Origin of the sequence: Kitasatospora purpeofusca, assembly GCF_000718025.1 — a bacterium.
GTDB lineage: Bacteria > Actinomycetota > Actinomycetes > Streptomycetales > Streptomycetaceae > Kitasatospora > Kitasatospora purpeofusca.
Window position 1 is genome coordinate 656,814 of record NZ_JODS01000001.1, and the last position, 22,796, is coordinate 679,609.

The 22,796-nt window shown below is 74.0% G+C and carries 22 protein-coding genes and 1 pseudogene; 10 read left to right on the forward strand and 13 right to left on the reverse strand.

The window, feature by feature from the left end; all coding sequences use genetic code 11:
* The first annotated feature begins 44 nt into the window (after positions 1-44).
* A complete protein-coding gene (locus IF01_RS0102995) occupies positions 45-605 on the forward strand; it encodes a MarR family winged helix-turn-helix transcriptional regulator (RefSeq protein ID WP_030391643.1) in 561 nt (186 codons plus the stop codon).
* A 128-nt stretch (positions 606-733) separates the two neighbouring features.
* Here IF01_RS0102995 and IF01_RS0103000 read toward each other — a convergent pair whose 3' ends face one another.
* The 3 genes from IF01_RS0103000 to IF01_RS0103010 all read right to left on the reverse strand — a co-directional run bounded on the left by IF01_RS0103000 (position 734) and on the right by IF01_RS0103010 (position 4,363).
* Positions 734-2,533 carry a glycosyl hydrolase family 18 protein gene (locus IF01_RS0103000; protein WP_078879589.1) on the reverse strand — a complete coding sequence of 600 codons (1,800 nt, stop codon included), beginning with the start codon at positions 2,531-2,533 and terminating at the stop codon, positions 734-736.
* A gap of 347 nt (positions 2,534-2,880) precedes the next feature.
* On the reverse strand, positions 2,881-3,597 hold the full coding sequence (locus tag IF01_RS43475) for a hypothetical protein (RefSeq protein ID WP_051754839.1): 717 nt from the start codon (positions 3,595-3,597) through the stop codon (positions 2,881-2,883).
* A 205-nt stretch (positions 3,598-3,802) separates the two neighbouring features.
* On the reverse strand, positions 3,803-4,363 hold the full coding sequence (locus IF01_RS0103010; RefSeq protein ID WP_030391646.1) for a DoxX family protein: 561 nt from the start codon (positions 4,361-4,363) through the stop codon (positions 3,803-3,805).
* A 181-nt stretch (positions 4,364-4,544) separates the two neighbouring features.
* Here IF01_RS0103010 and IF01_RS0103015 point away from each other — a divergent pair, with 181 nt between their 5' ends.
* On the forward strand, positions 4,545-5,180 hold the full coding sequence (locus IF01_RS0103015) for a MarC family protein (RefSeq protein ID WP_030391647.1): 636 nt from the start codon (positions 4,545-4,547) through the stop codon (positions 5,178-5,180).
* 42 nt (positions 5,181-5,222) lie between these two features.
* On the opposite strand, the gene IF01_RS0103020 is transcribed toward IF01_RS0103015, so the two are convergent.
* Together IF01_RS0103020 and IF01_RS0103025 are read right to left on the reverse strand one after the other, a co-directional pair.
* Complete coding sequence (locus tag IF01_RS0103020; protein WP_030391648.1) at positions 5,223-5,765, reverse strand: NADPH-dependent FMN reductase; 543 nt, start codon at positions 5,763-5,765, stop codon at positions 5,223-5,225.
* Between the two features lie 87 nt (positions 5,766-5,852).
* Positions 5,853-6,287: an Lrp/AsnC family transcriptional regulator gene (locus tag IF01_RS0103025; protein WP_030391649.1), complete on the reverse strand. Its 435-nt coding sequence runs from the start codon at positions 6,285-6,287 to the stop codon at positions 5,853-5,855.
* 247 nt (positions 6,288-6,534) lie between these two features.
* On the opposite strand from IF01_RS0103025, the gene IF01_RS0103030 reads away from it, so the two are divergent.
* The 3 genes from IF01_RS0103030 (at position 6,535) to IF01_RS0103040 (ending at position 9,419) form a co-directional block, all read left to right on the forward strand.
* Complete coding sequence (locus tag IF01_RS0103030; protein WP_030391650.1) at positions 6,535-7,365, forward strand: tryptophan 2,3-dioxygenase; 831 nt, start codon at positions 6,535-6,537, stop codon at positions 7,363-7,365.
* A gap of 125 nt (positions 7,366-7,490) precedes the next feature.
* Positions 7,491-8,717, forward strand: coding sequence for a kynureninase (gene kynU, locus IF01_RS0103035; RefSeq protein WP_030391651.1), 1,227 nt, complete (start codon positions 7,491-7,493; stop codon positions 8,715-8,717).
* Between the two features lie 189 nt (positions 8,718-8,906).
* Entirely contained in the window at positions 8,907-9,419 is a 513-nt protein-coding gene (locus IF01_RS0103040; protein WP_030391652.1) for a F0F1 ATP synthase subunit B family protein, read from the forward strand.
* A gap of 52 nt (positions 9,420-9,471) precedes the next feature.
* On the opposite strand, the gene IF01_RS0103045 is transcribed toward IF01_RS0103040, so the two are convergent.
* Positions 9,472-10,425, reverse strand: a complete 954-nt coding sequence (locus IF01_RS0103045) for a hypothetical protein (RefSeq protein ID WP_030391653.1) — start codon at positions 10,423-10,425, stop codon at positions 9,472-9,474.
* A 63-nt stretch (positions 10,426-10,488) separates the two neighbouring features.
* Here IF01_RS0103045 and IF01_RS0103050 point away from each other — a divergent pair, with 63 nt between their 5' ends.
* The gene (locus tag IF01_RS0103050; RefSeq protein WP_037778650.1) at positions 10,489-11,124 is read left to right on the forward strand and encodes a TetR/AcrR family transcriptional regulator; all 636 of its coding nucleotides are present in this window, start codon (positions 10,489-10,491) and stop codon (positions 11,122-11,124) included.
* Positions 11,125-11,202: 78 nt separating this feature from the next.
* On the opposite strand, the gene IF01_RS0103055 is transcribed toward IF01_RS0103050, so the two are convergent.
* Complete coding sequence (locus IF01_RS0103055) at positions 11,203-12,687, reverse strand: choice-of-anchor A family protein (RefSeq protein ID WP_149030432.1); 1,485 nt, start codon at positions 12,685-12,687, stop codon at positions 11,203-11,205.
* A gap of 278 nt (positions 12,688-12,965) precedes the next feature.
* Between IF01_RS0103055 and IF01_RS0103060 the strand changes: the two genes are divergently transcribed.
* The 3 genes from IF01_RS0103060 (at position 12,966) to IF01_RS0103070 (ending at position 15,283) form a co-directional block, all read left to right on the forward strand.
* A complete protein-coding gene (locus IF01_RS0103060; protein WP_078879592.1) occupies positions 12,966-13,721 on the forward strand; it encodes a 4'-phosphopantetheinyl transferase family protein in 756 nt (251 codons plus the stop codon).
* 216 nt (positions 13,722-13,937) lie between these two features.
* On the forward strand, positions 13,938-14,420 hold the full coding sequence (locus tag IF01_RS0103065) for a DUF2269 family protein (protein WP_030391657.1): 483 nt from the start codon (positions 13,938-13,940) through the stop codon (positions 14,418-14,420).
* A 32-nt stretch (positions 14,421-14,452) separates the two neighbouring features.
* Positions 14,453-15,283, forward strand: coding sequence for an MmyB family transcriptional regulator (locus tag IF01_RS0103070; RefSeq protein ID WP_030391658.1), 831 nt, complete (start codon positions 14,453-14,455; stop codon positions 15,281-15,283).
* A 14-nt stretch (positions 15,284-15,297) separates the two neighbouring features.
* Here IF01_RS0103070 and IF01_RS0103075 read toward each other — a convergent pair whose 3' ends face one another.
* Complete coding sequence (locus tag IF01_RS0103075) at positions 15,298-15,717, reverse strand: hypothetical protein (RefSeq protein ID WP_030391659.1); 420 nt, start codon at positions 15,715-15,717, stop codon at positions 15,298-15,300.
* Positions 15,718-15,890: 173 nt separating this feature from the next.
* Complete coding sequence (locus tag IF01_RS0103080; protein ID WP_051754840.1) at positions 15,891-16,910, reverse strand: Lrp/AsnC family transcriptional regulator; 1,020 nt, start codon at positions 16,908-16,910, stop codon at positions 15,891-15,893.
* A 98-nt stretch (positions 16,911-17,008) separates the two neighbouring features.
* Between IF01_RS0103080 and IF01_RS0103085 the strand changes: the two genes are divergently transcribed.
* Positions 17,009-17,824 (forward strand): inositol monophosphatase family protein, encoded by an 816-nt coding sequence (locus IF01_RS0103085; protein ID WP_030391661.1) that lies wholly within the window; start codon positions 17,009-17,011, stop codon positions 17,822-17,824.
* 3 nt (positions 17,825-17,827) lie between these two features.
* Here the strand turns inward: IF01_RS0103085 and IF01_RS41225 are convergent.
* The 4 genes and pseudogenes from IF01_RS41225 to IF01_RS0103105 all read right to left on the reverse strand — a co-directional run bounded on the left by IF01_RS41225 (position 17,828) and on the right by IF01_RS0103105 (position 22,671).
* Positions 17,828-18,750, reverse strand: a pseudogene (locus IF01_RS41225) (amidohydrolase family protein).
* The gene (locus IF01_RS0103095) at positions 18,747-20,384 is read right to left on the reverse strand and encodes an acyl-CoA dehydrogenase family protein (RefSeq protein WP_030391662.1); all 1,638 of its coding nucleotides are present in this window, start codon (positions 20,382-20,384) and stop codon (positions 18,747-18,749) included. The pseudogene IF01_RS41225 and the gene IF01_RS0103095 overlap by 4 nt, the downstream one beginning before the upstream one ends.
* A complete protein-coding gene (locus tag IF01_RS0103100) occupies positions 20,368-20,997 on the reverse strand; it encodes a TetR/AcrR family transcriptional regulator (RefSeq protein WP_030391663.1) in 630 nt (209 codons plus the stop codon). The genes IF01_RS0103095 and IF01_RS0103100 overlap by 17 nt, the downstream gene beginning before the upstream one ends.
* 180 nt (positions 20,998-21,177) lie before the next feature.
* A complete protein-coding gene (locus IF01_RS0103105; RefSeq protein ID WP_051754841.1) occupies positions 21,178-22,671 on the reverse strand; it encodes a S28 family serine protease in 1,494 nt (497 codons plus the stop codon).
* Positions 22,672-22,796 lie beyond the last annotated feature (125 nt).

The following is a 22,796-nucleotide window of genomic DNA, read 5'->3' on the forward strand; positions in this document are numbered from 1 at the left end:
GTCAAAGTCTTAAGGAGTGCACCCCACATGCGACACTGGTCCGCATGACTGCAGAGAAGCCCGCGCCGGCCACCGCCCGCGAGCTGGGCATCGCCGAGCAGGTGGCGCTCTACCAGCGGGAATTCCCCACCGTGGACCCCCAGGTCGAGACCATCGTGCAGACCCTGTCCCGGGTCGCCCGGCGGATGACCGTCGCCTACGACCGGCAGCTCACTGTGCTGGGAATCACGGCCGCGGAGTGGGAGGTGCTGAAGGCGCTGGTGGTGTCCGGCAGCCCGTACCGGCTCGGGCCGGGCGAGCTGGCCAAGCGGCTCGGGCTGACCCCGGCCGCGATGACCCACCGGGTCGACCGGATGGTGGCCGAGGGCCTGGTCACCCGGGACCGGGACGAGAACAACCGGGTCCGGGTGATCATCGAGCTGACCGACCTCGGCCGGGACAAGTGGCTGGAGTCGATGCGGATGGCCGCCGTCTTCGAGGAGGAGCTGCTCCAGGACGTCGTCGGCGAGGACCGTACCGTGCTCTCCGGGATGCTGGCCCGGATGCTGCGGCGGATCGAGGAGAGCCGGCCGGACACCTCGGGGCCCGCCGCCGAGCAGGACTGACGCGCCCCGGGGCGACCCCGGGACAGCAGAAGACGTCCGGCCCGCCGGGGGTGTCCCCCGGCGGGCCGGACGCTCGGTGCGACAGGTGCGAGGGTCCGTCAGGTCCTCACCCGGTCGTTACTACTGGGTCAGCAGGGGCCGTTGTCGGTCCAGACGCCCCAGGCGCCGCTGGCGGTCGGGTCGTCGCCCTTGGTCCACCACTTGTTGGTGTAGTAGTGACCCTTCCAGGAGACCTTGGTCGAGGTCGCGTAGGTGGCGGCCGCGTCCCAGCTCGGGGCGCCCGCGCAGCCGGCCGGGGTGGTCGGCGGCGTGGTCGGCGGAGTCGTGGGCGGCGTGGTCGGCGGGGTCGTGGGCGGGGTGGTCGGCGGCGTGGTCGGCGGGGTGGTCACCGGCGGCGCCGGGCAGCCCGCGGCGGAGCCGTTGGTGGCCTCGACCATCTTGTCGAACAGGCTGGTCTTGGTGCCCAGGTCGTACAGCGAGAAGGCGAAGGAACCGCCGAGGCCGTTGCAGTGCGCGTAGTCCAGCTTGGCCTGGATCGAGCGGGCGTCCTCACCGGACCAGAAGGTGCTGCCGTCGTAGAAGTAGGTCGTCTTGGCGTCCTCGTCCCAGTACGTCTTCGCCGGGTTGTCGACGAAGCCGGCCAGCTCCTTGTACATCTGGATGCCCGCGACGTTGCCCGACATGGAGGCACCCGCGGCGGGGCCGGTGGCGGGCTGGAAGAGACCGTTCTTGCCGTTGTTCTGGACGCCGGTCCAGCCGCGGTAGTAGAACGGCACACCCACGTTGATCTTGTTCGCGGGGAAGCCGCCCGGGATGCCGTACTGCTGGTCACCGGCGGTGTAGGCCTTGACGGCCGAGTCGACCGAGTACTTGCCGGTGCCGCCCGGGACCGGGGTCATCGGGTCGTTCGGGCCGGCGTAGATCGGCGCCTGGTGGTTGGTCGGGCCCTTGGACTCCCAGCCACCGTGCATGTCGTACGTCATGATGTCGAGGAACGACAGGTACTGACCGATCTTGTCGGTCTCGACGTTCTTGATCTTGTCCTGGCCGGCACCCACCGCGGCCGCGGTGTAGTAGCTCTTGCCGTCGGTCTTGCCCTGCGCGTCGAGCTGCTCGCGCAGCTCCTTCAGCAGCAGGGTGAAGTTCTGCTTGTCGTTCGGGCTCGACAGGTTGCCGGTGTGGCCGCCGCCGCCCGGGTACTCCCAGTCGATGTCGATGCCGTCGAAGATGCCGGCCGCCGAGCCCGGGCCGCCGTAGCCGGCCTCGACCGGCAGGTTGCCCTTGATGAACATGTCGATGCAGGACGAGACCAGCTTCTTGCGGGAGGCGTCCGTGGCGGCCGCCGCCGAGAAGTACTTGGAGTACGTCCAGCCGCCCAGCGAGATCAGGACCTTGAGCTTGGGGTTCTTCGCCTTCAGCTTCTTCAGCTGGTTGAAGTTGCCCACGATCGGCTGGCCCCAGACGTCGCCGACGCCGTCGACCGAGATGTCCGGACCGAAGCTCTTCTGGTAGTCGGCGAAGGAGTCGCCCGCACCGTCACCGGCGTTGGGGTTGTTCTCGTCCTGGCTCGCCGCCTTGTTGGCCTCGAAACAGCCGAGGGTGGTGGGGTTGATGTTGGCGAACGAGTAGATCAGGTAGTCCAGCTTCCCGGCCACGCCGGTGTCCTGGATCGTCTTCGGGTAGTACCCGTTCGCGTAGATCGACCACTGGTCGAAGTAGGCGACCTTGATGCCACCGCTGGTGGCGGGCGCGCCGGTGGAGTTGGTGACGGCGGCGTTGGCCGTGGCGCCACCGGTGAGCGCGAGACCCGCGCCGAGCAGCAGGGACGCCGTGGTGCCGGCGGCGATCGCGGTCAGGCTCTTGGACCGCCTGCGACGGCCGCCCTCCTGAACCGGGGCCCCGGCCCTTTCGATGCGTGAACGGAGCATGGGTGCTGACTCCTGGTGTGGGGGATTCCGCCGGGTCCGGGAACGCGCGCACGGGGTGGGGCCGTACGACCAGGACATGACAGAACAGGATGGGGGAATCGAACGGAGCATGCCTTGACGGACGCCGGGATATGCCGAACCGGCGCCAGCGGCGAACCGCTGACGCCGGCTCAGGGGCTCCCTGCACCTGGGCACTAAAATGGACTAGACCAACTACCCCGTCAAGGGGTGATGTTGAGCCTTGAGCCGCCGTTAAGGTTCCCCCGGAACCCCTCCGCCCCCGCTGACCTGCGGGTCAACGGGGGCGGAGGAGGTCGGACGGCCGGCCCGGAGCCGGCCGGGTCCGCTCAGTAGCGGACGGCATTGGCGACCACGGCCTTCACCGAGCCCGAGAGGTCCCGGTTGCTGAGCGCCTTCGCCTCGGTGCTCTTCCCGGCCTCGACGTCCGGCACGGTCACCGCGGTCGCGTCCAGCACGTTGCCGCTGTCGTCGGTGAAGTTGACCTGGATCACGTACCGGTTGCTGCCCTGCTGCTCGTGGTTGGTGACGGTCAGCGTCGTCTGGGCCTTGCCGTCCGTGAAGGACACCGCCCCCGCCGAGACGTCCGCCTTCGCGTCCAGGCCGCCCTTGACCCCGGCGAGCGCCGAGGAGGCCGCGGCCTGGGCGGAGGAGGCCGCGGAGGCCAGCGAGGAGGAGATCCCGCCCGCCGCCGAGGCGAGCGCCGAACTCGCGGCCGAGGCGGCGGCGGAGGCCGCTCCCGCGATACCCGACCCCACCTGCCCGGCGGCCGAGGAGACCGCACTGCCCGCGCTGCTGCTCGACGAGCAGCCCGCCAGCGCGGCGCCGCCGAGCAGGGCGGCGCCCACGACCGCGGCCACGGCGCGGCCGGGCCGGCGGACGGCGGGGGCCTGCGGGTCCCCGGCGGTCCGACGCGGCGGCGCGGCCGGGTGCGGGGAGGTGGCGGTCGCGGTGGTGACAGCCGTGACGGAGGTGGCAGCGGTGCCAGTGGTGGCGGCGGTCCGGCGGGGCGGAGCCGCGGTGCGGCGGAGCGGCTGGCGGTCCATCGGGGTCCTCGATTCTGGCCGGCGCCGGGGTCCCGGCGCGCCTCCCCGCCCACGTTCCGGGGGCCGGGAGGCGCTCGCCAACAGGGCTGGTGCGTTCGGGTGAGCCCGGCCGGACGGCGCGGGACAGGGGCGTTCGGGTCCGTTCGGGGGTGGTTACGCAGCGGTTCCGGGGCAGTTCCGGGGCGGTTCCGGGGACGGGCCGGCCTCAGGAGAGCCCGGAGCCGTCCTGGGTGTCCGCCTCCACCGCCGCGCGCTCCTCCGCCAGCCGGACGGCGTGCCGCCGACGGGCCACCACGCCGTACGCGGAGGCCGCGCTCGCCACGAAGGCCAGGGCGCCGACCCACGGCTGGTCGAAGGCGTGCCCGGTCAGGTGGTCGATCGAGTACCGGCCGGGGCCGGCCAGCCCCAGCGCCAGCCCGGTCGCACCCAGGAACGCCGGGTACTCGTAGCCGCCGGACATCACGAAGAAGCCGGCCGGGGCGTGCACCGCGACCGCGCCGGCCATGGTGCCGGCCACCACCGCGCCGGCCGCCGGGGTGGCCAGCCCGACCAGCAGCATCGCGCCGCCGCCGGCCTCGCCGAGACCGGCGGCCAGGGCGCTCTGGCGCGCCGGATGGAAGCCCATCGCCTCCATCGCCTTGGCGGTGCCGTCCAGGCCGCCACCGCCGAACCAGCCGAACAGCTTCTGGGTGCCGTGGGCGATCAGCACGCCGCCGACGGCGCCGCGCAGTGCCAGCAGACCCAGGTCCTTACGGTTCAGAGCCATGTCGAAGTCCCCTTCGGGAGCCCTCCGCCGAATGGTGGGGAGGTCCGGCTTCCATGGCACCGGAAACGGCGGCTCCACTCGACCCGGGGCGGCCGTTCGGGCGAATGACCGCGTTCGTGGGAATAACCCGTCGGGGGCGTGGCGGCCGGGCGGCGGTGATCGTCGCGGCCATGCTTGGCCCATGTTCGTCTTCAACCTGAGCAGCGCCTTCATCGCCTTCTTCGCCGTGGTCGGCCCGCCCAAGGTCCTGCTGTCCTTCGCCCGGCTGGCCACCACCCGCACCACCGGGGAGCTGCGGCGCCTCGCGGCGTGGAGCACCGTCGTCTCCGCGGTGGTCGGCGCGGTCATGGCCTACAGCGCGGACTTCGTGACCACGCTGTTCCACATCAGCGACCAGTCGCTGCAGCTCGCCGGCGGGCTGATCTTCTTCGTCTACGCGGTCGCCCTGGTCTTCGGGGTCCACCTGGGCTGGGGCACCGACGAGGCGGACGAGCACCTGATGAGCCCACTGGTGGACGGCATCCGCGAACTGCTGCTGCCCTACCTGGCCAGCCCGCTCGCGGTCACCGCGGTGCTGGTCGCCTCGCTCGTCAAGGACGACTGGGGCTGGCGCACCACCGTGGCCGGCGCGTACATCGCCGTGGTGCTGATCAACTACGTCTGCGTGGCCCTGCTCGCCCCGCTGATGCGGCACAGCCACCGCACCTCGCTGGAGGTGCTCTCCCGGCTGCTCGGACTGCTGCTGGCGGCGGTCGGCGTCGAGCTGTTCCTGAACGGGCTGGCCGGACTCGGCCTGCACCTGCCCGACGGGCACTGAACCGCCCGCCGGTACAGGTCAGGGCCGCGCGGGCCCGGCGGCTCAGACCGCCGCGGCCAGCCGCACCAGTGCCTCCGCGATCCGGTCGCGCACCAGCGGGTCGGCGACCAGCCCGTCCGCGCCGACGTCCCCGCGCGCCAGCGGCAGCCGCACGCAGGCCCCCTCCACCACGGCGGCCCCGGTGTAGCCGAGCACCGTGCGCAGCGACTCCTCCGCGCCCAGGCCCCGTCCCGCCCCGGCGGCGTTGATCCAGGCGGCCGGCTTGTCCACGATCTCCATCCCGCCGACCGTCCAGTCCAGCAGGTTCTTGAAGCTGCCCGGCAGGGTCCCGGCGTACTCGGGCACGCAGATCAGCAGCGCGTCGGCGGCCTCCACGGCCTCGCGCAGCGCGGTGACCGGCTCCGGCAGCGGATCGGTGTCGAGGTCCGGGTTGAAGTGCGGCAGTCCGGCCAGCCCGGTGTAGTAGGTGGTCGCGACGCCCTCGGTGGCCAGCGCCACGGCGGCGGCGGTGCGCAGCACCGTCTCGTTGACGGACCCGGCGCGCAGGCTGCCCGGGAGCAGCAGGATGTGACGGTCGTTCGGCATGGGCAGGAACCTAGCGCGCGCGACATCCCGTCCGCGCCGATTGTCCACCGGTCACGGCACGACCGCCGGTCACAGCACGACCACCGGTCACGGCACGACCACCGGCCGCCAGGGCACCGGGCTGGAGAGGATCATCGAGCTGGCCGGCTGGCCGTAGGCGCCGAGGCGGTCGATCAGGGCCTCGAAATCGGCCATCGCGGGGACGGCGACCAGCAGGGCGCAGCAGGCGCCGCCGGTCACCCGGTGCAGCTGGAGCACCTCCGGCCACCGGGCCACCTCCGGGTCGCGGAGCACGCAGCGCGGGCCGTAGCACTGGATCTGCACCAGCGCGGTGATCGGCAGGCCGGCCCGGGTGAGGTCGACATGGGCGTGGTAGCCGGCGATCACCCCATCGGCCTCCAGCCGCCGGACCCGTTCGGCCACGGCAGGTGCGGAGAGGCTCACCCGGCGCGAGAGTTCGTTGTAGGAGAGGCGGGCATCGGCCTGCAGCTCGGCCAGCAGACGGCGGTCGACGGTGTCCACGGCGGGCTCCCGAGGGTGTGGTGCGGGTGTCGTCCGGATGGCCGGATCCCACCGCTTTGCGATCGTGAAGAGGATCAGGAAAACACCTCTTGTACGACAGGCGCGACCCAGGTTGCCGTGCCCGCCGCCCATTCAAATGCGGGACCGGGCCACCGCACAATGGGGCCCCGGCGAGGACCGGGGCGACGGGACCGGATCCCGGGCCCGTCCGGTGGTCCCGCCGCCGGTGACTTCAGGAGGGATCGGTATGGGGCACGACACGGTGGAGAAGCCCAACCTGTCGTTCGGTCGGGCCGGGGAGCCGGTTCGGGGCACCCCGTACGCGCGCTACGCCCGGCTGGACGAACTGCACAGCCTGCAGCACCCGCTCAGCGAGGCCCCGGCCGAGCTGTCGTTCATCGTCACCACCCAGGTGATGGAGCTGCTGTTCGGCCTGCTGCGGCACGAGTGGACGCTCGCCCAGCGGGCGCTGCGCGCGGACGACCTGCCGGACGCGCTGGCCGCGCTGCGCCGGGGCACCCACGTCCAGGACGTGCTGACGGAGTCCTGGGACCTGCTGGCCACGATGACCCCGCAGGAGTTCAACTCCTTCCGCTCGGTGTTCGGCGAGGCCTCGGGCTTCCAGTCCTCGGCCTTCGTGCACCTGGAGTTCCTGCTCGGCAACAAGAACGCCGCGCTGCTGCGGATGTACGACGACAGCCCGGAGGCGCTCGCCGAGCTGACCGAGGTGCTGCGCTCCCCCGGCCTGTACGACGACGCGCTCGCGCTGCTGGCCCGGCGCGGCCTGGAGCTGCCGAACACCGTCTCCGAGCGGCGCCACCAGAGCGACGAGGCCGTCGCCGCGGCCTGGCGGCGGGTCTACGCCGAGGACGAGTACGCCGAGCTGCGGCCGCTGGCCGAGGCGCTGCTGGACGTCGCCGAGCGGGTGACCCGCTGGCGCCACCGCCACCTGATGGCGGTCAAGCGGGCGATGGGCGCCAAGCCCGGCTCGGGCGGCTCCAGCGGCCTGAGCTGGCTGCGCCGCTCCGCCGAGCAGGACGTCTTCCCCGAGCTGTGGGAGATCCGGGACGGGATGTGACCGGCACCGGCCGGGCAGGAACCGGGGGGCCGGAACCGGCCGGGCGGCGCGCCCGGACGGGCGCCGGGCACCCCGCCGCGGGCACGGAGCCGCGGACACGAACGAGGTACGGGAAAGGGCAGGGCATGATCACGCGCGAGGAGTGCGCGGCGCTGGACGCCGCCGACCCGCTGGCGGCGTTCCGCGGGGAGTTCTCCCTGCCGCCGGGGGTGATCTACCTGGACGGCAACTCGCTCGGCGCGCTGCCGGTCCGCACCCCCGAGCGGGTGCGGGCGGTGGTCGAGGAGGAGTGGGGCCGCGAGCTGATCCGGAGCTGGAACGACGCGGGCTGGTTCGAGCAGCCGTACCGGCTGGGCCGGCGGATCGCCCCGCTGGTCGGCGCCGCGCCGGAGGAGCTGGTGGTCTGCGACACCACCTCGGTGAACCTCTTCAAGGTGCTGACGGCGGCGCTGCGGCTGCGGCCGGGCCGCTCCACCGTGCTCGGTGACCGGGCCGCGTTCCCGACCGACCTCTACATCGCCGAGGGCGTGACCGGACTGGTCCCCGGCGCCCGCAGCCTGCTGGTCGACCCGGCCGAGCTGGACGCGCACCTGGACGGGGACGTCGCCGCGGTCGTCCTCTCGCACGTCGACTACCGGACCGGCGAGCTGCTCGACATGCCCGGGATCACCGCCCGGGTACGGGCCGCCGGGGCGCTGATGATCTGGGACGTCTGCCACTCGGCGGGCGCGCTGCCGGTCGAACTCGGCGCGAGCGGGGCGGACTTCGCGGTCGGCTGCACCTACAAGTACCTGAACGGCGGCCCCGGTTCGCCGGCCTTCCTGTACGTCGCCGAGCGGCACCTGGCGGCCGGGCCGCTGCAGCCGCTGAGCGGCTGGTTCGGGCACGCCCGCCCGTTCGCCTTCGAGCCCGGCTACGAGCCCAAGGACGGCATCGGCCGCTTCCTCACCAGCTCGCCGTCGCTGCTCGGCCAGGCCGCGCTGGAGTCCTCGCTGGACATCTGGGAGCGGGCCGACCGGGCCGCCGTCCGGGCGAAGAGCCTGGCCCTGACCGATCTGTTCATCGCCCTGGTGGAGGACCTCGACGGGATCGAGGTGGTCACCCCGCGCGAGCACGAGCGGCGCGGCAGCCAGGTGGCGCTGCGGCACGCCGACGGCTACCCGGTGGTGCAGGCGCTGATCGCCCGCGGGGTGATCGGGGACTTCCGGGCGCCGGACCTCATGCGCTTCGGCTTCACCCCGCTCTACCTCTCGCACACCGAGGTATGGGACGCCGCGCGGCACCTCGCCGAGGTGCTGGGCAGCGGCGAGTGGAAGGACGAGCGCTTCGCCCGCCGCGGCGAGGTGACCTGAGCGGTCGGAGCGACCCGAGCAGCCGGAGTGAGCCGAGCGGTCGGAGCGACCCGAGCAGCCGGAGTGAGCCGAGCGACCGGAGCGACCGGAGCGACCGGGGTGACGAGCCCCACACCGGGCCGACGCTTCGTCGCCGATCCGCCCGGGAAGCCTTCCTGATGACGATTCGTCAGACATTGGGAGGGTCGTATGGATCTGGAACTCGGACCGCTGAAGCCGGAGCCCGTCGAACTCCTCGTCGGGCTGGCCTGCTTCTTCTTCGTCCTCTGGCTGCTCGGCCGCGTGGTACTGCCCCGGGCGGAGCGGGTGTTCGCCGAACGGCGGGACGCCACCGAGGGCAGGCTGGAACGGGCGGCCGCCATCGTGGCCGAGGCCGAGCGAACGCTGGACGAGTACCGGCAGGAGCTGGCCGCGGCACGGCACGAGGCCGCGCGCATCCGGCAGCAGGCCGCCGAGGAGGGTGCGGCGGCCGTCGCGGCGGCCCGCGAGGAGGGCCTGCGCGAGCGCGACCTGCTGCTCGCCGAGGCCGACGCGCGGCTCGCCGTGGACCGGGCGTTCGCGGAGGCGGCCCTCCGGGAGGACGTCGGGCAGCTGGCCACCGAGCTGGCCGGCCGACTGGTCGGCGAGTCGGTGGCCGCCGTCGCCGCCGAGCGCCGCACGGCGGAACGCTTCTTCGACGAACTCCCCGCCGAGGAACGCTGAACGGACGCAACGGCGGCCCCGCACCCGGATTCCGGGTGCGGGGCCGTTCGCGTCACGGCGCCGTCAGCTCCCGCACCAGCCGCCCGTAGACGGCGAAGGCCGGCTTGGGGGTGTAGTCGTCGCGGAGCAGGCCGAAGCGGTGGAACAGGCCCGGTCCCGCGCTGTCCGCGTCGCGCAGGCCGAAGTGGCTGTAGCCGGTGAGGTTCAGCTCCCCCGCGAGCCCGGCGACCGTCCGGACCACCTCCTCGACCACCTCGGCCTGCCGCCGCTCGGGGCGGTCCGGGCCGGTCGGCCAGCCGTGTTCGCAGACCCTGATCGGCACCGCCGCCCCGATCCCGGCCCGGACCACGGTCTCCCGCCGGAAGCCGGTGAGCACCGCGGTGACCGCGGCCCCGAGCTGCCCGGCGGGGACCGGGCGGAAGACGTCCGGGAAGAAGTCCAGGCCGACGTGGTCGAGCGCGCGGTGGAACCGCTCGTCGGCGAGCTCGCCGAGCGCGGACCAGAACGGCTCGGCCGGGTCCGGACTGAAGGCCGCGTTGAACCCCACCGCGAGGCCGAGCCCGAGGGCGAGCGCCTCCTCCTTGGCCGCGACCACCCCGTCGACCAGCGCCCGCAGGACGCCCGGGGCGGAGCCGTCGAGCACCGGCGAGTCGACGTTCGGCTCCTCGCAGATCTGCAGGGTGCCGATCCGCCCGCCCTCGGTGCGGACCGCGTGCCGGACGAAGTCGGTCCAGCCGTCCGGCCGGTCGCCGGGGCCGCGGTACTGGAGCACCAGGTCGAGCCGGCGTCCCTCGCCGAGGTACCGCTCCGGCTCGGCCGGGGTGGGCGGCAGGTCCGGGCCCGGCGGGTACGAGCGGTAGGCGCGGACCAGCAGGGCCGGTGCGGCGCCCTGGAGTTCGCGCAGCGCGGCGGTGATCCGCGCCGGGTCGTCCGGGCGGACGGGGGTGATCACGCGGCTCTCGTCGCCGAGCAGGCCGCCGGGGTAGACGCCGAAGGTGAAGGTCATGGCCCCACCGTAGCCGAAATTATTGGTGTCACTGCAAGTTTGGTGCGGCACTATGATTCCCGTATGGGACTTCGCGAGGAGAAGAAGCAGCAGACCCGGGCCCTGCTCGCCGACACCGCGACCGCACTGTTCGCCGAGCACGGGTTCGAACGGGTCACGGTGGCCGAGGTGGCCCGGGCCGCCGGCGTGGCCGTCAACACGGTGTTCAACTACTTCCCGACCAAGGAGGACCTCTTCTTCGACCGGCAGGAGGAGGTGGTCGCCCGGCTGGCCCTGGTCGTGCGCGGGCGGCCGCCCGGCACCTCCCCCGTGGACGCCGTCCGGGCCGAACTCCTGGCCGGGCTGGACGCGACCGAGCCCACCTACGGGCTGGACCCGCGGGCCGCGGCGTTCTGGCGGACGGTGGAGGACAGCCCGGCGCTCCGGGCCCGGCTGCTGGAGCTCGGCGAGCGCGCCGAGGAGGCACTGGCCGGGGCCCTGGCCGAGGAGGCCGGCACGGCGCCCGGCGATCCGCTGCCCCGGCTGCTGGCGGGCGCGCTGGCCGGGGCGCACCGGGCGGCGCTGGCGGAGGTCCGCCGGGGCATGGTGGCGGGCGAGCCGGTGGAGGCCGTCCGGACGCGGGTGGCGGCCGCGGTGACGGCGGGCTTCGGCCTGCTGGCGGCGGGCCTCGACGGCTGGCCGGACCGGCCCGGGGGCTGAACTCCGCGGCGCCGGAGCGCCCAGGGCCGCCCGGTCGGAGTGACCGGGCGGCCCTGGGCGCTACTGGCAGCGCCTGCGTCAGCTGTGGCGGCCGCGGCGGCGGGCGGCCAGGACGGCGAGGGCGCCGAGGCCGAGCAGGCCCACGCCCGCCAGACCGAGGACCACCGGGGCGTTGCCCGCGCCGGTGGAGGGCAGCTGGCCGCCCCCGCCGCCGTGACTGGGCACCGGGTGGTGGCCGGTCGGACCGTGGCTGCTCGGGCCGTGGCTCGACGGGCCGTGGCTGGTGGGCGCCGCGCTGGAGGAGCTGGGCGAGGTGGTCGGGACGGCGGAGCTGGTGGTCGGGGTCGGCGTCGGGGTCGGGGACGTCGGCGCCGGGGAGGTGCTGGTCGGGCTGGGCGAGGTCGGCGCCGGCGAGGTGGTGGTCTCGGTCGGGGTCGGCGTCGGGGAGGTCGGCGAGGGCGACGGCGAGGTGGGCGAGGGGCTCGGCGTCACCTCGCAGTCCGGCAGGTCACCGTCGAACGGGTAGCTGTGGATCTCGTAGCCGCCGTTGCCGTTCTGGACCAGGTTGCCGGCCAGGTAGACCCGGCCGTTCATGCCCGGCATGGTGATGGTCGTGGTGCCGGCCGGGTTGCCGGCCATCACCGAGCCCTGGAACTGCGCGCTGCCGAGGATCTGCGCGCCGGTGGAGGTGGGGAAGTTCCACATCAGCCGGGAGCGCATCTCGGTGGTCGGGTCGCCCGCCAGGCCGGTGCCGGTGTAGGTGTTGATCACCGGGTTGTCCGCCAGCATGTTGACCACGACGGTGGCGCCGGCCGGGATGTTGTTGAACACCAGGCCGATCTGCCCGCCGTTCGGCGCGGTGAGGTTCCCGGGGACGTTGAAGACCTGCTTCGCGCTGGTCCCGTCGCCGGTGAAGGTCGCCTCGCTGCTGGTGACGACGACCGTGCCGGTGGCGGTGGCCTTGGCCACGCAGGACGAGACCTCCTCGATCTGCGTGAGCACCGACTGGTACGGCGCGGCCGCGTCGGCGTCCTTGATCGCCTGGCCGGTCGGGTCGATGGCCACCGTGCCGGTGAGCGTGCCCGCGTACCGCAGATTGCCGAAGGCCTCGCCCTTGGAGTCGCTGCCGCCGATCAGCAGGCTGTTGCCGGGCTGGACGGTGACATTGCCGCCGACGGTCAGGAAGTCGCTGCCGTTCGGCGGGACCACCCGCGAGCCGACGCCGACCACACCCGCGTTGAAGGCGCCGCCGCCCTCGCTCTTGTTGATCTCGAAGTTGCCGAGGGTGACGATCTTCCCCTCGGCCTCGGCCGCCCGGCCGGCGACCAGGTAGTTGCCGCCGGTGAAGACGTTGATGGAGGCGTCCCGGCCGGGGAAGTCCCCGTTGGTCGGCGGCGACGGCCAGACCGCGGGGCAGTCCGGCCCGCTGCACGGCCCCAGCGGCGGGGTCAGCGGAGCGGCCGAACCCACCGTCAGCACCGCCGCCAGCGGCAGCATCGCGACGGCGGTCGCCACCGCGACCCGGACGGTCGTCCGCCCCCTGGGGGACGGCGGACGCTCCACGGTGGTCCTGCCGCGACCCGGCGCACCGGTTCCCTGTCCCTGACCCATCGGCACATTCCTCCGCACAGAGAAAAGGCAGGTGGAGCAGCACCTGCCAGGTTCCAGACGATTCCCGACCATCCCGGCCCATTGACGAAGAATTCCGGGATACAGGAAATTACCTACCAAATCGGACCATCCATACCCTACAGACCATCAGCGGCGATCCGACCATGCTCCGGTCGGACCAGCCGACCGTGTCCTTCCGGACCGCGCGCGGGCCCCGCTAGGTTGGAGGCATGACTTCCGCCGGCAGGACCTCCGACGCGACCGAAGCGACCGACGCGGCCCGCGCGACCGACGCGACCGGTGCCGCCGACGCGATCGCCACCGTCGCCGCGAGCGCCGACGTACTGCGCCACCCCGAGGCCGGGGAGCACCTGCTCACCGCGGTCGAGAAGGAGCGCGCCGCCCGCTTCCGGTACGAGTCGGGGCGGGTCGACTTCACCGCCGGGCACATCCTGGTCCGGCTCTGCGCGGCCCGGCTGCTCGGCGTCCCGGCGGCCTCGCTGACGCTCGCGCAGCACTGCCCCGACTGCGGCAAGGGCGACCACGGCAAGCCCTACCTGCCCGACCACCCCGGGATCTCGGTCAGCCTCTCGCACACCAAGGGCGTGGTCGCCGCCGCCGCCGGACACCGGCCGATCGGCGTCGACGTCGAGCTCACCGACCGGGGCGGCACCCTGCTCGACGTCGCCCCCCGGGTGCTCACCGAGGAGGAGCTGCGGCAGGTCCGGGCGCACGCCGACCCGGCCCGCGCCTTCCTGCGGCTCTGGGTCCGCAAGGAGGCGCTGATCAAGGTCGGCCGGACCACCCTGGACGGCCTCGCCGCCGTCGACCTCTCCGGGCTCCCGCTCGACCTGCCCGGCGGCCGTCCGCTGCTCGGGCGCTTCGAGGACCTGGAACTGCTCGACTGGGCCGACGAGTCGCACGGCGCGGCCGTCGCGGCGGTCTGCGGGCTGCCGCCGCGGGTGGTGGAGCTGTCCGCGCTCTGAGCCGGGACGGCCTGCGGTCGTAGCCGCTCCGGCCCGGGGGCGAAGCCGCTCCGGCCCGGGCGGCCGCTCCGACCCGGGTGGCTGCTCCCACCTGGGTGGAAGGCGGTCGGATAAGCGGTGTTAGCGTCCTGGACGGGGCGATGAGAACCGTCCGCCCCGGCTGCCCGCGCCACGACCGCCGCCGGGCCGCCCCGCTGAATCACAAGGGTGCCCGCCATGGCCAAATTCCTGCTGAGCCTGCATGTCCTCGCCTCGGTGCTGTTCATCGGCCCGGTGGCCGTGGCCGTCAGCATGTTCCCGCGCCGGGCGGGCGCCGCGCTGGCCGGCGGGCCCGAGCGGGCGGCCGACGCCGGCATGCTGCGGCAGCTGCACCGGATCACCCAGGTCTACGCGCTGCTCGGGATCGCGGTGCCGGTCCTCGGCATCGGGCTCGCCCAGGTGATGGACGTGCTCGGGCAGTCCTGGCTGATCGCCTCGATGGTGCTGACCGCCGTCGCCGCCCTCTCGCTGCTGCTGTTCGTGCTGCCCGCGCAGCAGGCCGCGGTCGACGCGCTCGCCCTGGAGGCAGGCTCCGAGGAGCACGGCAAGGCCGTCCGCGGGCTGAAGCTGCTGCCGATGACGGCGGGCGTGTTCAACCTGCTCTGGGCGGTCGTGGTGGTGCTGATGATCGTCCGGCCGGGATCGACCACCGGCGCCTGACCGCGCCGCCCCGGCGGTAGTACTGTCCGGCCATGACGATCATGGCGGGAATGGGACCCGGCACCGGGACGGGGATAGGGCCGCTGCTGCGCGGCTGGCGCGAACGGCGGCGGCTCAGCCAACTGCAGCTCGCCCTGCTGGCCGACTCCTCGGCCCGGCACATCAGCTTCGTCGAGAACGGCCGCTCCCGGCCCAGCCAGGACCTCGTGCTCCGGCTCGCCGAGCACCTCGACGTCCCGGTGCGGGAGCGCAACGCGCTGCTGCTGGCCGCCGGCTACGCGCCGCTCTACCCGGAGAAGCGACTGGACGACCCCTCGATGGCGGCGCTGCGCTCCGGCATGGAACGCCTGCTCGCCGCCCACGACCCGTACCCGGCGCTGGTCGTCGACGGGTCCTTCCAGGTGCTCGCGGCCAACCGCGCGCTCGGGCTGCTGCTGGCGGGGGTCGCGCCGCACCTGCTGGAGCCACCGCTGAACGCGATGCGGATCACCCTGCACCCGGAGGGGCTCGCACCGCGGATCGTGAACCTGCGGCAGTGGCGGCGGCACCTGCTGGAGCGGATGGAGCGGCAGCTCGGGCTGGTCCGCTCGGCGCCGCTGCGGGCGCTGCTGGAGGAGGTGCGGGCCTACCCGGAGCCGCCGGGCGTGGCGGAGGAGGCCGAGGAGGACCTCACCGAGCTGTTCCCGTTCGCGCTCCCGCTGCGGATCGCGCACGAGGGGCGGGTGCTGTCGTTCCTGTCGACCATCGCGACCTTCAACACCCCGATGGACGTGACCGTCTCCGAACTCGCCCTGGAGGCCTTCCTCCCGGCCGACACGGAGACGGTCGTGTTCCTCCAGGCCGCCGTGGGGGCGCAGCGGTAGGGAGCGTCCGACGTTCAGGCCGGGATGCGGCGGAGGGTGGTGAACTGGAGCACGGCGAAGCCGCCCACCGCGGCGGCCTGCAACGGGATCCAGACGTAACCGGCGGTGGTCGGCTCGAACCACAGCTCCATCGCCACCACGCTGAGCAGCGTCCAGCCCAGGTTGATGTCGATCACCGCCCGCACCGCGGTCCGCGGCGGCTGCGGACGGGCGGCCAGCAGGCCGACCGCCAGGCCGAACACCGCCAGCACGGCGCCGAGTTCGAGCAGGGTCGCGCGGCCGACCCCCAACAGGTCACCGAGGGGGCCGGAGAAGGCCAGGTAGGCGAGGCCGTTGCCGCCGCTGACCACGGCGTCGAGGGCGAGGAACCGGCGCAGCGCCGTCCAGGAGGCGGGGGCGGTCCGAGGGGCGGTGGCGACGGTGTGGGCGGACATGGCGGATCGACCTCCGGCAGGGGGGTGGGATCCCGGTCGGCGCTCCGCCGCCGGGTGGGCACCACTGTGCCGGGCGGCCGGACGGCCGTCGATTACCTCCGGGGTCATCCTCGGCCCCTTTCGGCCGGGTCAGGGCCGGGAGGCGGCCGGGTCAGGACCGGGCGTCGGCCGGGTCAGGACCGGGAGGCGCGCGGCCGGGCGGCCCCGGCGCCCGGCGGCCGCAGCGGCACGCCCGCACGCTTGACCGCCCGCGCCACGATCGCCGTCTCGGCGCGGCCCACGCCGAGCGGGCCCAGGGTGTCCGTGACGAACCGGTAGAGGCCGCCGTGGTCCGGGCAGAACACCGCGGCCATCAGATTGGCCGGCCCGCTGGTCGCGAACACACCGTGCACCTGCGGATGCCGGCCCAGTGCCGCTCCGACGGCCGCGAGCCGGCCCGGCGGCACGTCCAGCCACAGGTTGGCGTCCACCGCGAGCCCCAACAGCCGCGGTTCGACGGCGACATGGGTGCGCAGCAGCCCGGCACCGTCCAGCCGGTGCAGCCGGCGCCGGACGGTGGACTCGGGGGTGCCGGCCGCCGCCGCCAGCAGCGCGTGCGACTGCCGGGCGTCCTCGCCGAGCCGGGCCAGCAGGTCGCGGTCCAGGGCGTCCAGCGACACGCTCCCGGGAGCGGGGCGGGCGGGCGGCGGTTCGGCCAGCGCGGCCGCCTCCGCCTCCTCCAGGTGGCCGGAGCGCCACTGGCCGGCGTCCGCGAAGGCGTGCAGCACGGCGTGGACGGTGGTCTCGGTGACCGCGGCGGTGGCGGGCAACTGCCCGTGCAGCAGCCGGTCGCGGGCGTCGGCGCCGGAGAGCATCACCGCGCCGACCTCCTGGCCGCCGAGCATGACGTCGACGAAGGGCACGTCCGGCCGTTCGGCCAGCGCCCGGGCGACGGCGTCGCCCTTGCCCCGCAGCACCCGGATCCGCAGCAGCAGCGCGCCGACCGCCGCGTCCTCGACGTCGGGCATCCGGACCACCCGGACCAGGCCGGTCTGCTGGAGCCGGACGAGCCGGCGGGTGACCGTGCGCGGGGAGACGCCGAGCACCTCGGCGATCCTCCCGGCCCCGGCCCGGCCGTTCACCTGGAGCGCGCAGACCAGCCGGCGGTCCAGGGTGTCCAGCACGGTGTCCGGATCAGCAGCAGCGACGTCCATGGTGTCCGATCTCCGTCGTCCTCCCGCACCGGACGTCCTGTCCGGGCGCTCCGACGGTACTCCTTGACCACAGGAGCACGAGGAACGGGAGCGGGACGATGGGCGACATCGAGGTGCGGGAACTGCGGACGCTGCTGCCGGCCGTGGAGGCGGCGGTCCGGGAAGTCGGCGCGCGGCTGGCCGAGCAGCGGCCGGCCGAGCCCTGCCCGGAGTTCGGCCTGGCCGGGGCGATGGCGCGGTTCGCCGCGTTCGACGATCCGGCGGCCGCCGAACTCCGTTCGCGGCTGGGTGCGTTGAACCCGGAGGCGGGCCTGCTGGAGGACGAGTTCGAGGGCGCGGTGCCGGCCGAGGGCGAGTGGTGGCTGTGCGACGCCATGGACGGCGCGGTGCAGTTCCTGCTCGGGCTGCCGCAGTGGGCGGTGACCGCGACCCTGGTGCGCGACGGCGCGCCGGTACTGGCCGTGGTGCACGCGCCGCAGCTCGGCGCCCGCACCTACCGGGCCGTGCGCGGCGGCGGGGCGGAGCTGGACGGCTGGCCGATCGCCCCCGTGGAGCGGGAGTTGGCGGCAGTGGTGGCCGGGACCGGCCAGCCGCCGGGGGTCGCCTCCGACCCGGTGGCGCTGCGCCGGGCGGGCGCCTCGCTGTCGGCGGTGGCGGGCGCGGTGCTGGCCGTCCGCAACCTGGGGCCGACCTCGCTCCAGGTGGCCCAGGTCGGCTCCGGACACCTGGGCCTGTTCTGGGAGTTCGGCGCGGACGCGGCCAATCTGCTGCCCGGCGCGCTGATCGCGGCGGAGGCGGGCGCGACGGTCACGGACGCCGCCGGGGCCCCCTGGACACCCGCCGCGGACGCCTTCCTGGCCGCCGCGCCGGGCCTCCACCGGCAGGCACTTCCCCTGCTGCAAGATCTTGACTGAGCGTCAAATACCGAACAGAGCAGCAGCATTGTCGTGACAGACGGCGCGCAGCCACTCCTCCCCCAGCCCGAGCCGGTCCAGCGCGTCAAGCTGGTGCCCGTACCGGTAGGGGATGTTGGGGAAGTCGCTGCCCAGCAGCACCTTGTCCCCGAGGGCGCGCAGCCGGGGCAGCTCGGCGGGCGGGAAGGGGGTCTCCCGCTCGGAGAAGTCGGTGAACGCCATCGTGGTGTCCAGCCGGACGCCGGGGTACCGCTCGGCGAGGTCGAGGAAGTCGGTGTACTCGGGCAGTCCGAGGTGGGCCACCACCAGGACCAGCCGGGGGTGCCGGGCGAGCACGGCGCCGATCGGGCCGGGGCCGGTGTGCTTGCCCGGGACGGGTCCGGAGCCGCAGTGGGTGACCACCGGTGTGCCGCTCTCGGCGAGCAGTCCCCAGACCTCGTCGAGCAGTTCGTCCGCCGGGTCGTAGCCGCCGACCTGGAGGTGCGCCTTGAACACCCGGGCACCGTCGGCCAGCGCCCGGGCCGCATAGCCGGGCGCGCCCGGCTCGGGGTGGAAGGTCGCGGTGTGCAGGCAGGCGGGGGTGCGGGCGGCGAAGTCCGCGGCCCAGGCGTTCAGCCACTCGGCCATCCCCGGCTTGTGCGGGTAGAGCATCGCGGTGAACGCGCGGACGCCGAACTCCCGCAGCCGGGCGACCCGTTGCTCCTCCGCCTCGCGGTAGGCGATCGGCCAGGGGCGGCCGGTCAGCGGGCCGGCCGCGTCGAAGTACGCCCACACCTTGTCGAGGACGTTCTCGGGCATGGTGGGCCCCTCCTGCCCGATGGCGGGCAAGGAGGGAGGGTGTGGACGTCCACAAGTCCGGGCAGGCCGAGGCGCTGCCAGAAGGCGCGCACCGCGGCCGCCTCGGCGACGGGGTCGGGCGCGCTCATGCGGCCGGGACGGGCCGGGCGCGGTCGATGATCGCCGCGACGTCCGGGCCGGGCGGCAGGGTGCCGAACGCGGCGCCGTGGTCGCCGCCGAGCCGGGAGGCGCAGAACGCGTCGGCGACCGCCGGGTCCCCGTACCGGACCAGCAGCGAGCCCTGGAAGGCCAGCGCCATCGCCTCCACCAGCCGGCGGGTGCGGTACTCCAGCTGGTCGAGGTCGGTGAGCTGCTTGCGCAGCCCGGCGACGGCCGCGTCGAGCCTGCAGTCGGCGCCCGCCGCCGCGTCCAGCTCGCCGAGGAAGGCCTCGACGGTCTCCGGGTGCTTGGCCATGGCGCGCAGCACGTCCAGGGCGGCGACGTTGCCGGAGCCCTCCCAGATCGAGACCAGCGGCGCCTCCCGGTAGAGCCGGGGCATGCCGGACTCCTCGACGTAGCCGTTGCCGCCCAGGCACTCCAGGGCCTCGGCGGCGTGCGCCGGACCGCGCTTGCAGACCCAGTACTTGGCGACGGCCAGGCCGAGCCGGCGGACCAGCGCCTCCTGACCGTCCCCGGCGAGGGCGGCGTCGGTGGCCTGGGCGAGCCGCATCGCCACGGTGGTGGCCGCCTCGGACTCCACCACGAGGTCGGCGAGCACATTGCGCATCAGCGGCTGGTCGACCAGCGCCCGGCCGAACGCCCGGCGGTGCAGGGCGTGCTGGACTGCCCGGGTGGCCCCGAGCCGCATCCCGGCGGCGGCGCCGATGGTGCAGTCCAGGCGGGTCGTGTTGACCATCTCGATGATGGTCCGCACCCCGCGGCCCTCCTCGCCGACCAGCAGGCCGTACGCCTCCTCGTACTCGATCTCGGCGGAGGCGTTGGACTTGTTGCCGAGCTTGTCCTTGAGCCGCTGGAGGCGGAGCCGGTTGCGGCTGCCGTCCGGCAGCACGCGCGGCAGCAGGAAGCAGCTGAGCCCGCCCGGCGCCTGGGCGAGGGTGAGGAAGAGGTCGGACATCGGCGCCGAGGTGAACCACTTGTGGCCGGTGAGCCGGTAGCTCCCGTCGGGCTGCGGGACGGCGGTCGTGGTGTTGGTGCGGACGTCCGAGCCGCCCTGCTTCTCGGTCATCGACATGCCGGCGATCAGACCGCGCTTGCCGTGCGGCTCGCGCAGTCCGAAGTCGTACTCGGTGGCGGCGAGCAGCGGTTCGAACTCGGCGGCCAGCGCGGGCGTGGTGCGCAGCGCGGGAACGGCGGCGTAGGTCATCGAGACCGGGCAGGTGTGGCCGGCCTCGACCTGGCTCCAGACGTGGAACTTGGCGGCGCGGGCGGTGTGCGCGCCGGGCCGGTCGTCCCGCCAGGCGGCGGCGTGCAGGCCGTGCCCGACGGCGGTGCGCATCAGCTCGTGCCAGTACGGGTGGAACTCGACCTCGTCGATCCGGTGGCCGAAGCGGTCGTGGGTGCGCAGCACCGGCGGATTCTCGTTGGCCAGCCGCCCCCACTCGGCGGCCTGCTCGGAGCCGGCCAGCCGGCCGAGGGCGCGCAGTTCGGGCTCGGCCCAGCCGGCGCCGGCCCGGTGCAGGGCAGCGAGCAGCGCGGGGTCGGCGGCGGTGTCGTGCCCGTACGGGGGCGGGGCCTGGTTGGTGACCTCATGCGTCGCTGTCATCGCGTTCTCCAAGCGCTCGGAGGGTGAAGGAGACGAGGGCGGGGACCACGGCGTCGGGGGCGGCCCCGGGGCCGTGCGGGGGTACCGCCGCGAGCGGGCCGGTGAGGGCCTCGGCGGTGGCGCCGACGATCGCGGCGGCGGTCAGCTGCGGGTCCTGGGGCGGCAGCCGTCCGGCGGCGAGCGCGGTGGCGATCTCGGCGGCGAGCACATCGCGGAAGGTGCGGCGGAAGACCAGGCGTTCGGCGTCCACCACGGTGTCGGCCGGTTCGACCAGCAGCGCGTGGGCGAGCCGGGGGGCGCGCAGGGCGCGGGCGGCGAAGGTCTCCACGACGGCCGCGATCCGGTCCCGGGGGGTGTCGTGCCGGGCGACGGCCTCGTGCACGGCGGCCACCTCCCGGGTGACCACCCGGCGGAAGAGCTCGACCGAGAGTTCGGCCTTGTTGGCGAAGTGCCCGTACATCGAGCCGGTGGCGATACCGGCCCGTTCGGCCACCGCGGCCATGCTGCAGCCGCCGTAGCCGCGCTCGGCGAGCAGGCCGACCGCGGCCTGGAGCACCGCCTCGCGCTGGGCGTCCAGGCGGGCTTGCACGGCGGGGGTGCGACGGTAGGCCATGGAAGCATTGAAGCACTGATTCACTGCTTCGGGGAGGTGCCTCGCGGCCCCCTTCCCGGAAGGTTCCGGGAAGCGGCGGCGCGGGCCCGGGAACGGCGGAGGGCCGCCCGTCCACCGGGCGGCCCTCGCTTCGTACGGTCCCGCGGGCGCGGGCGGTCCCGCCGACGCGGGCGGTCCGGACTACAGCCGGACGCGGTCCTGCTTCAGCCCCTCGACGTCCAGCGGGCCGATCGGCGGCACCTGGTACTGCCCCTTCAGCGCGCGGGCCGAGGCGTCCGTACCGAGGCCGGCCCACTCCAGCACCTTCGCGGTGGCGGCCGCCGACTCGTCGGCCGGCAGCTTGGAGATGTTGGAGCCGTGGTTGCCCCCGGGCACCGTGTAGACGTAGCTGTCCTCGCTGCCCCACCCGAGACGGAACGGCTCGGCGCCCCACGGGTCGTTCTGGCCGTAGACGTAGATGATCCGCTCGGCCGAGTTCCGCACCCAGCGGTCGATGTCGCGCATCGCGGACGGGTCGAAGCGCATCGGGATCGAACGCGGCACATAGGTGCGCGGCGCGTACAGCTCCTTGTAGTCGTAGTGCAGCAGGCCCTTGAGGGCCGACACGTCGAAGGAGGGCGAGCCCAGCTCGGTGCCGGCCTGGTAGTAGTACGCGGTGTACCCGGCGAGCGCCTGGTCGCTGTTGCCGGTGATGCCGGACTGGGTGTCCAGCCAGGCGTACAGCGCGTCGTCGGTGCCGGCGGCGCCCGGGACGTTCACGCAGTCGGCCGCCAGGCTGTACTGCCAGAACGCCCAGACCGAGTCCAGCACGGCCAACTCGTACGCCTTGTCGGCGCTGCCGATGGTGGTGAAGGTGGAGCCGGCGGCGGCGTTGTCGGCGGCGTAGCGGGGCTCCAGCCGGTCGCGGCGGGCCAGCAGTTCACGCTGGGTGGCGGTCAGCGCGGCCCGGCACTCCGGGGTCCCGACGTTGCGGAAGAACCGGCTGTACGCGGAGTCCTCGCGGTCGTCGACGTCGTTCGGGGCGACGTAGGCGATCGTGCCGGCCACGTCGTCCGGGAAGAAGCGCCGGTGGTAGGTGGAGGACATGCCGCCCTTGGAGGCGCCGGTGGACAGCCACTCCTGGTGGTAGATCCGCTTCAGCGCGGTGATCAGACGGTGCGCGTCGGTGGCCGCCTGCTTGATGCCGGCCTTGCTCCAGTCGGCGGGCTCGGGGCGGGACGGCGTGAAGTAGCGGTACTCGATGGAGACCTGGTTGCCGTCGACCAGCCGGGCCGGCTCGGTGCGCGAGGGGGTGGTGCGCAGCGTGTAGCCGTTGGTGTAGAACACGGTCGGCCGGTCGTAGCCCCGGTGCAGCACGCTCAGCCGCTGCTGGAAGGTGCCCAGCCAGGGGCGGGCGTGGTCGATCGGCTGGGTGTAGGTGAGCAGGAAGTACCGGTGGCCGGTGGTGGTGGGCTGCTCCTCGGTGACGGTCATACCGGGGATCCCGGCCAGCCGGTCCTTGATGTCGGCCGACGGGTCGTCGGCGACCCCGCCCGAGGCCGCGACGGCCGCGTCGAACGCGCCGGCGGTGTCGGTCGTCCCGGCGGACCGGGCGAGCGCGGTCGGGGCCAGGCCGAGGCCGAGCAGCGGTATCAGCAGAACGGCGACCAGCAGCCTTCTGATCGTGGTGGTCATCAACTCTCCATCGGGTCAACGGAACTGTGCGGTGTCCTGGTCCGAACTCTCCGGCAGTCGGCGCGCCGCCGCCGGGCGGACCGGCCGTCCGGTAGACGGCCGAATGGGCCACCCGCCGGTCGCGG

Coding starts and splice junctions, on each gene's coding strand:
- IF01_RS0103080 (WP_051754840.1), bottom strand. CDS start 16,910: ATGGACGTCGCTGCTGCTGATCCGGACACCGTGCTGGACACCCTGGAC.
- IF01_RS0103060 (WP_078879592.1), top strand. CDS start 12,966: ATGACTTCCGCCGGCAGGACCTCCGACGCGACCGAAGCGACCGACGCG.
- IF01_RS0103095 (WP_030391662.1), bottom strand. CDS start 20,384: ATGACAGCGACGCATGAGGTCACCAACCAGGCCCCGCCCCCGTACGGG.
- IF01_RS0103020 (WP_030391648.1), bottom strand. CDS start 5,765: ATGCCGAACGACCGTCACATCCTGCTGCTCCCGGGCAGCCTGCGCGCC.
- kynU (WP_030391651.1), top strand. CDS start 7,491: ATGATCACGCGCGAGGAGTGCGCGGCGCTGGACGCCGCCGACCCGCTG.
- IF01_RS0103045 (WP_030391653.1), bottom strand. CDS start 10,425: ATGACCTTCACCTTCGGCGTCTACCCCGGCGGCCTGCTCGGCGACGAG.
- IF01_RS0103030 (WP_030391650.1), top strand. CDS start 6,535: ATGGGGCACGACACGGTGGAGAAGCCCAACCTGTCGTTCGGTCGGGCC.
- IF01_RS0103000 (WP_078879589.1), bottom strand. CDS start 2,533: ATGCTCCGTTCACGCATCGAAAGGGCCGGGGCCCCGGTTCAGGAGGGC.
- IF01_RS0103010 (WP_030391646.1), bottom strand. CDS start 4,363: ATGGCTCTGAACCGTAAGGACCTGGGTCTGCTGGCACTGCGCGGCGCC.
- IF01_RS0103065 (WP_030391657.1), top strand. CDS start 13,938: ATGGCCAAATTCCTGCTGAGCCTGCATGTCCTCGCCTCGGTGCTGTTC.
- IF01_RS0103050 (WP_037778650.1), top strand. CDS start 10,489: ATGGGACTTCGCGAGGAGAAGAAGCAGCAGACCCGGGCCCTGCTCGCC.
- IF01_RS0103015 (WP_030391647.1), top strand. CDS start 4,545: ATGTTCGTCTTCAACCTGAGCAGCGCCTTCATCGCCTTCTTCGCCGTG.
- IF01_RS0103100 (WP_030391663.1), bottom strand. CDS start 20,997: ATGGCCTACCGTCGCACCCCCGCCGTGCAAGCCCGCCTGGACGCCCAG.
- IF01_RS43475 (WP_051754839.1), bottom strand. CDS start 3,597: ATGGACCGCCAGCCGCTCCGCCGCACCGCGGCTCCGCCCCGCCGGACC.
- IF01_RS0102995 (WP_030391643.1), top strand. CDS start 45: ATGACTGCAGAGAAGCCCGCGCCGGCCACCGCCCGCGAGCTGGGCATC.
- IF01_RS0103040 (WP_030391652.1), top strand. CDS start 8,907: ATGGATCTGGAACTCGGACCGCTGAAGCCGGAGCCCGTCGAACTCCTC.
- IF01_RS0103105 (WP_051754841.1), bottom strand. CDS start 22,671: ATGACCACCACGATCAGAAGGCTGCTGGTCGCCGTTCTGCTGATACCG.
- IF01_RS0103070 (WP_030391658.1), top strand. CDS start 14,453: ATGACGATCATGGCGGGAATGGGACCCGGCACCGGGACGGGGATAGGG.
- IF01_RS0103075 (WP_030391659.1), bottom strand. CDS start 15,717: ATGTCCGCCCACACCGTCGCCACCGCCCCTCGGACCGCCCCCGCCTCC.
- IF01_RS0103085 (WP_030391661.1), top strand. CDS start 17,009: ATGGGCGACATCGAGGTGCGGGAACTGCGGACGCTGCTGCCGGCCGTG.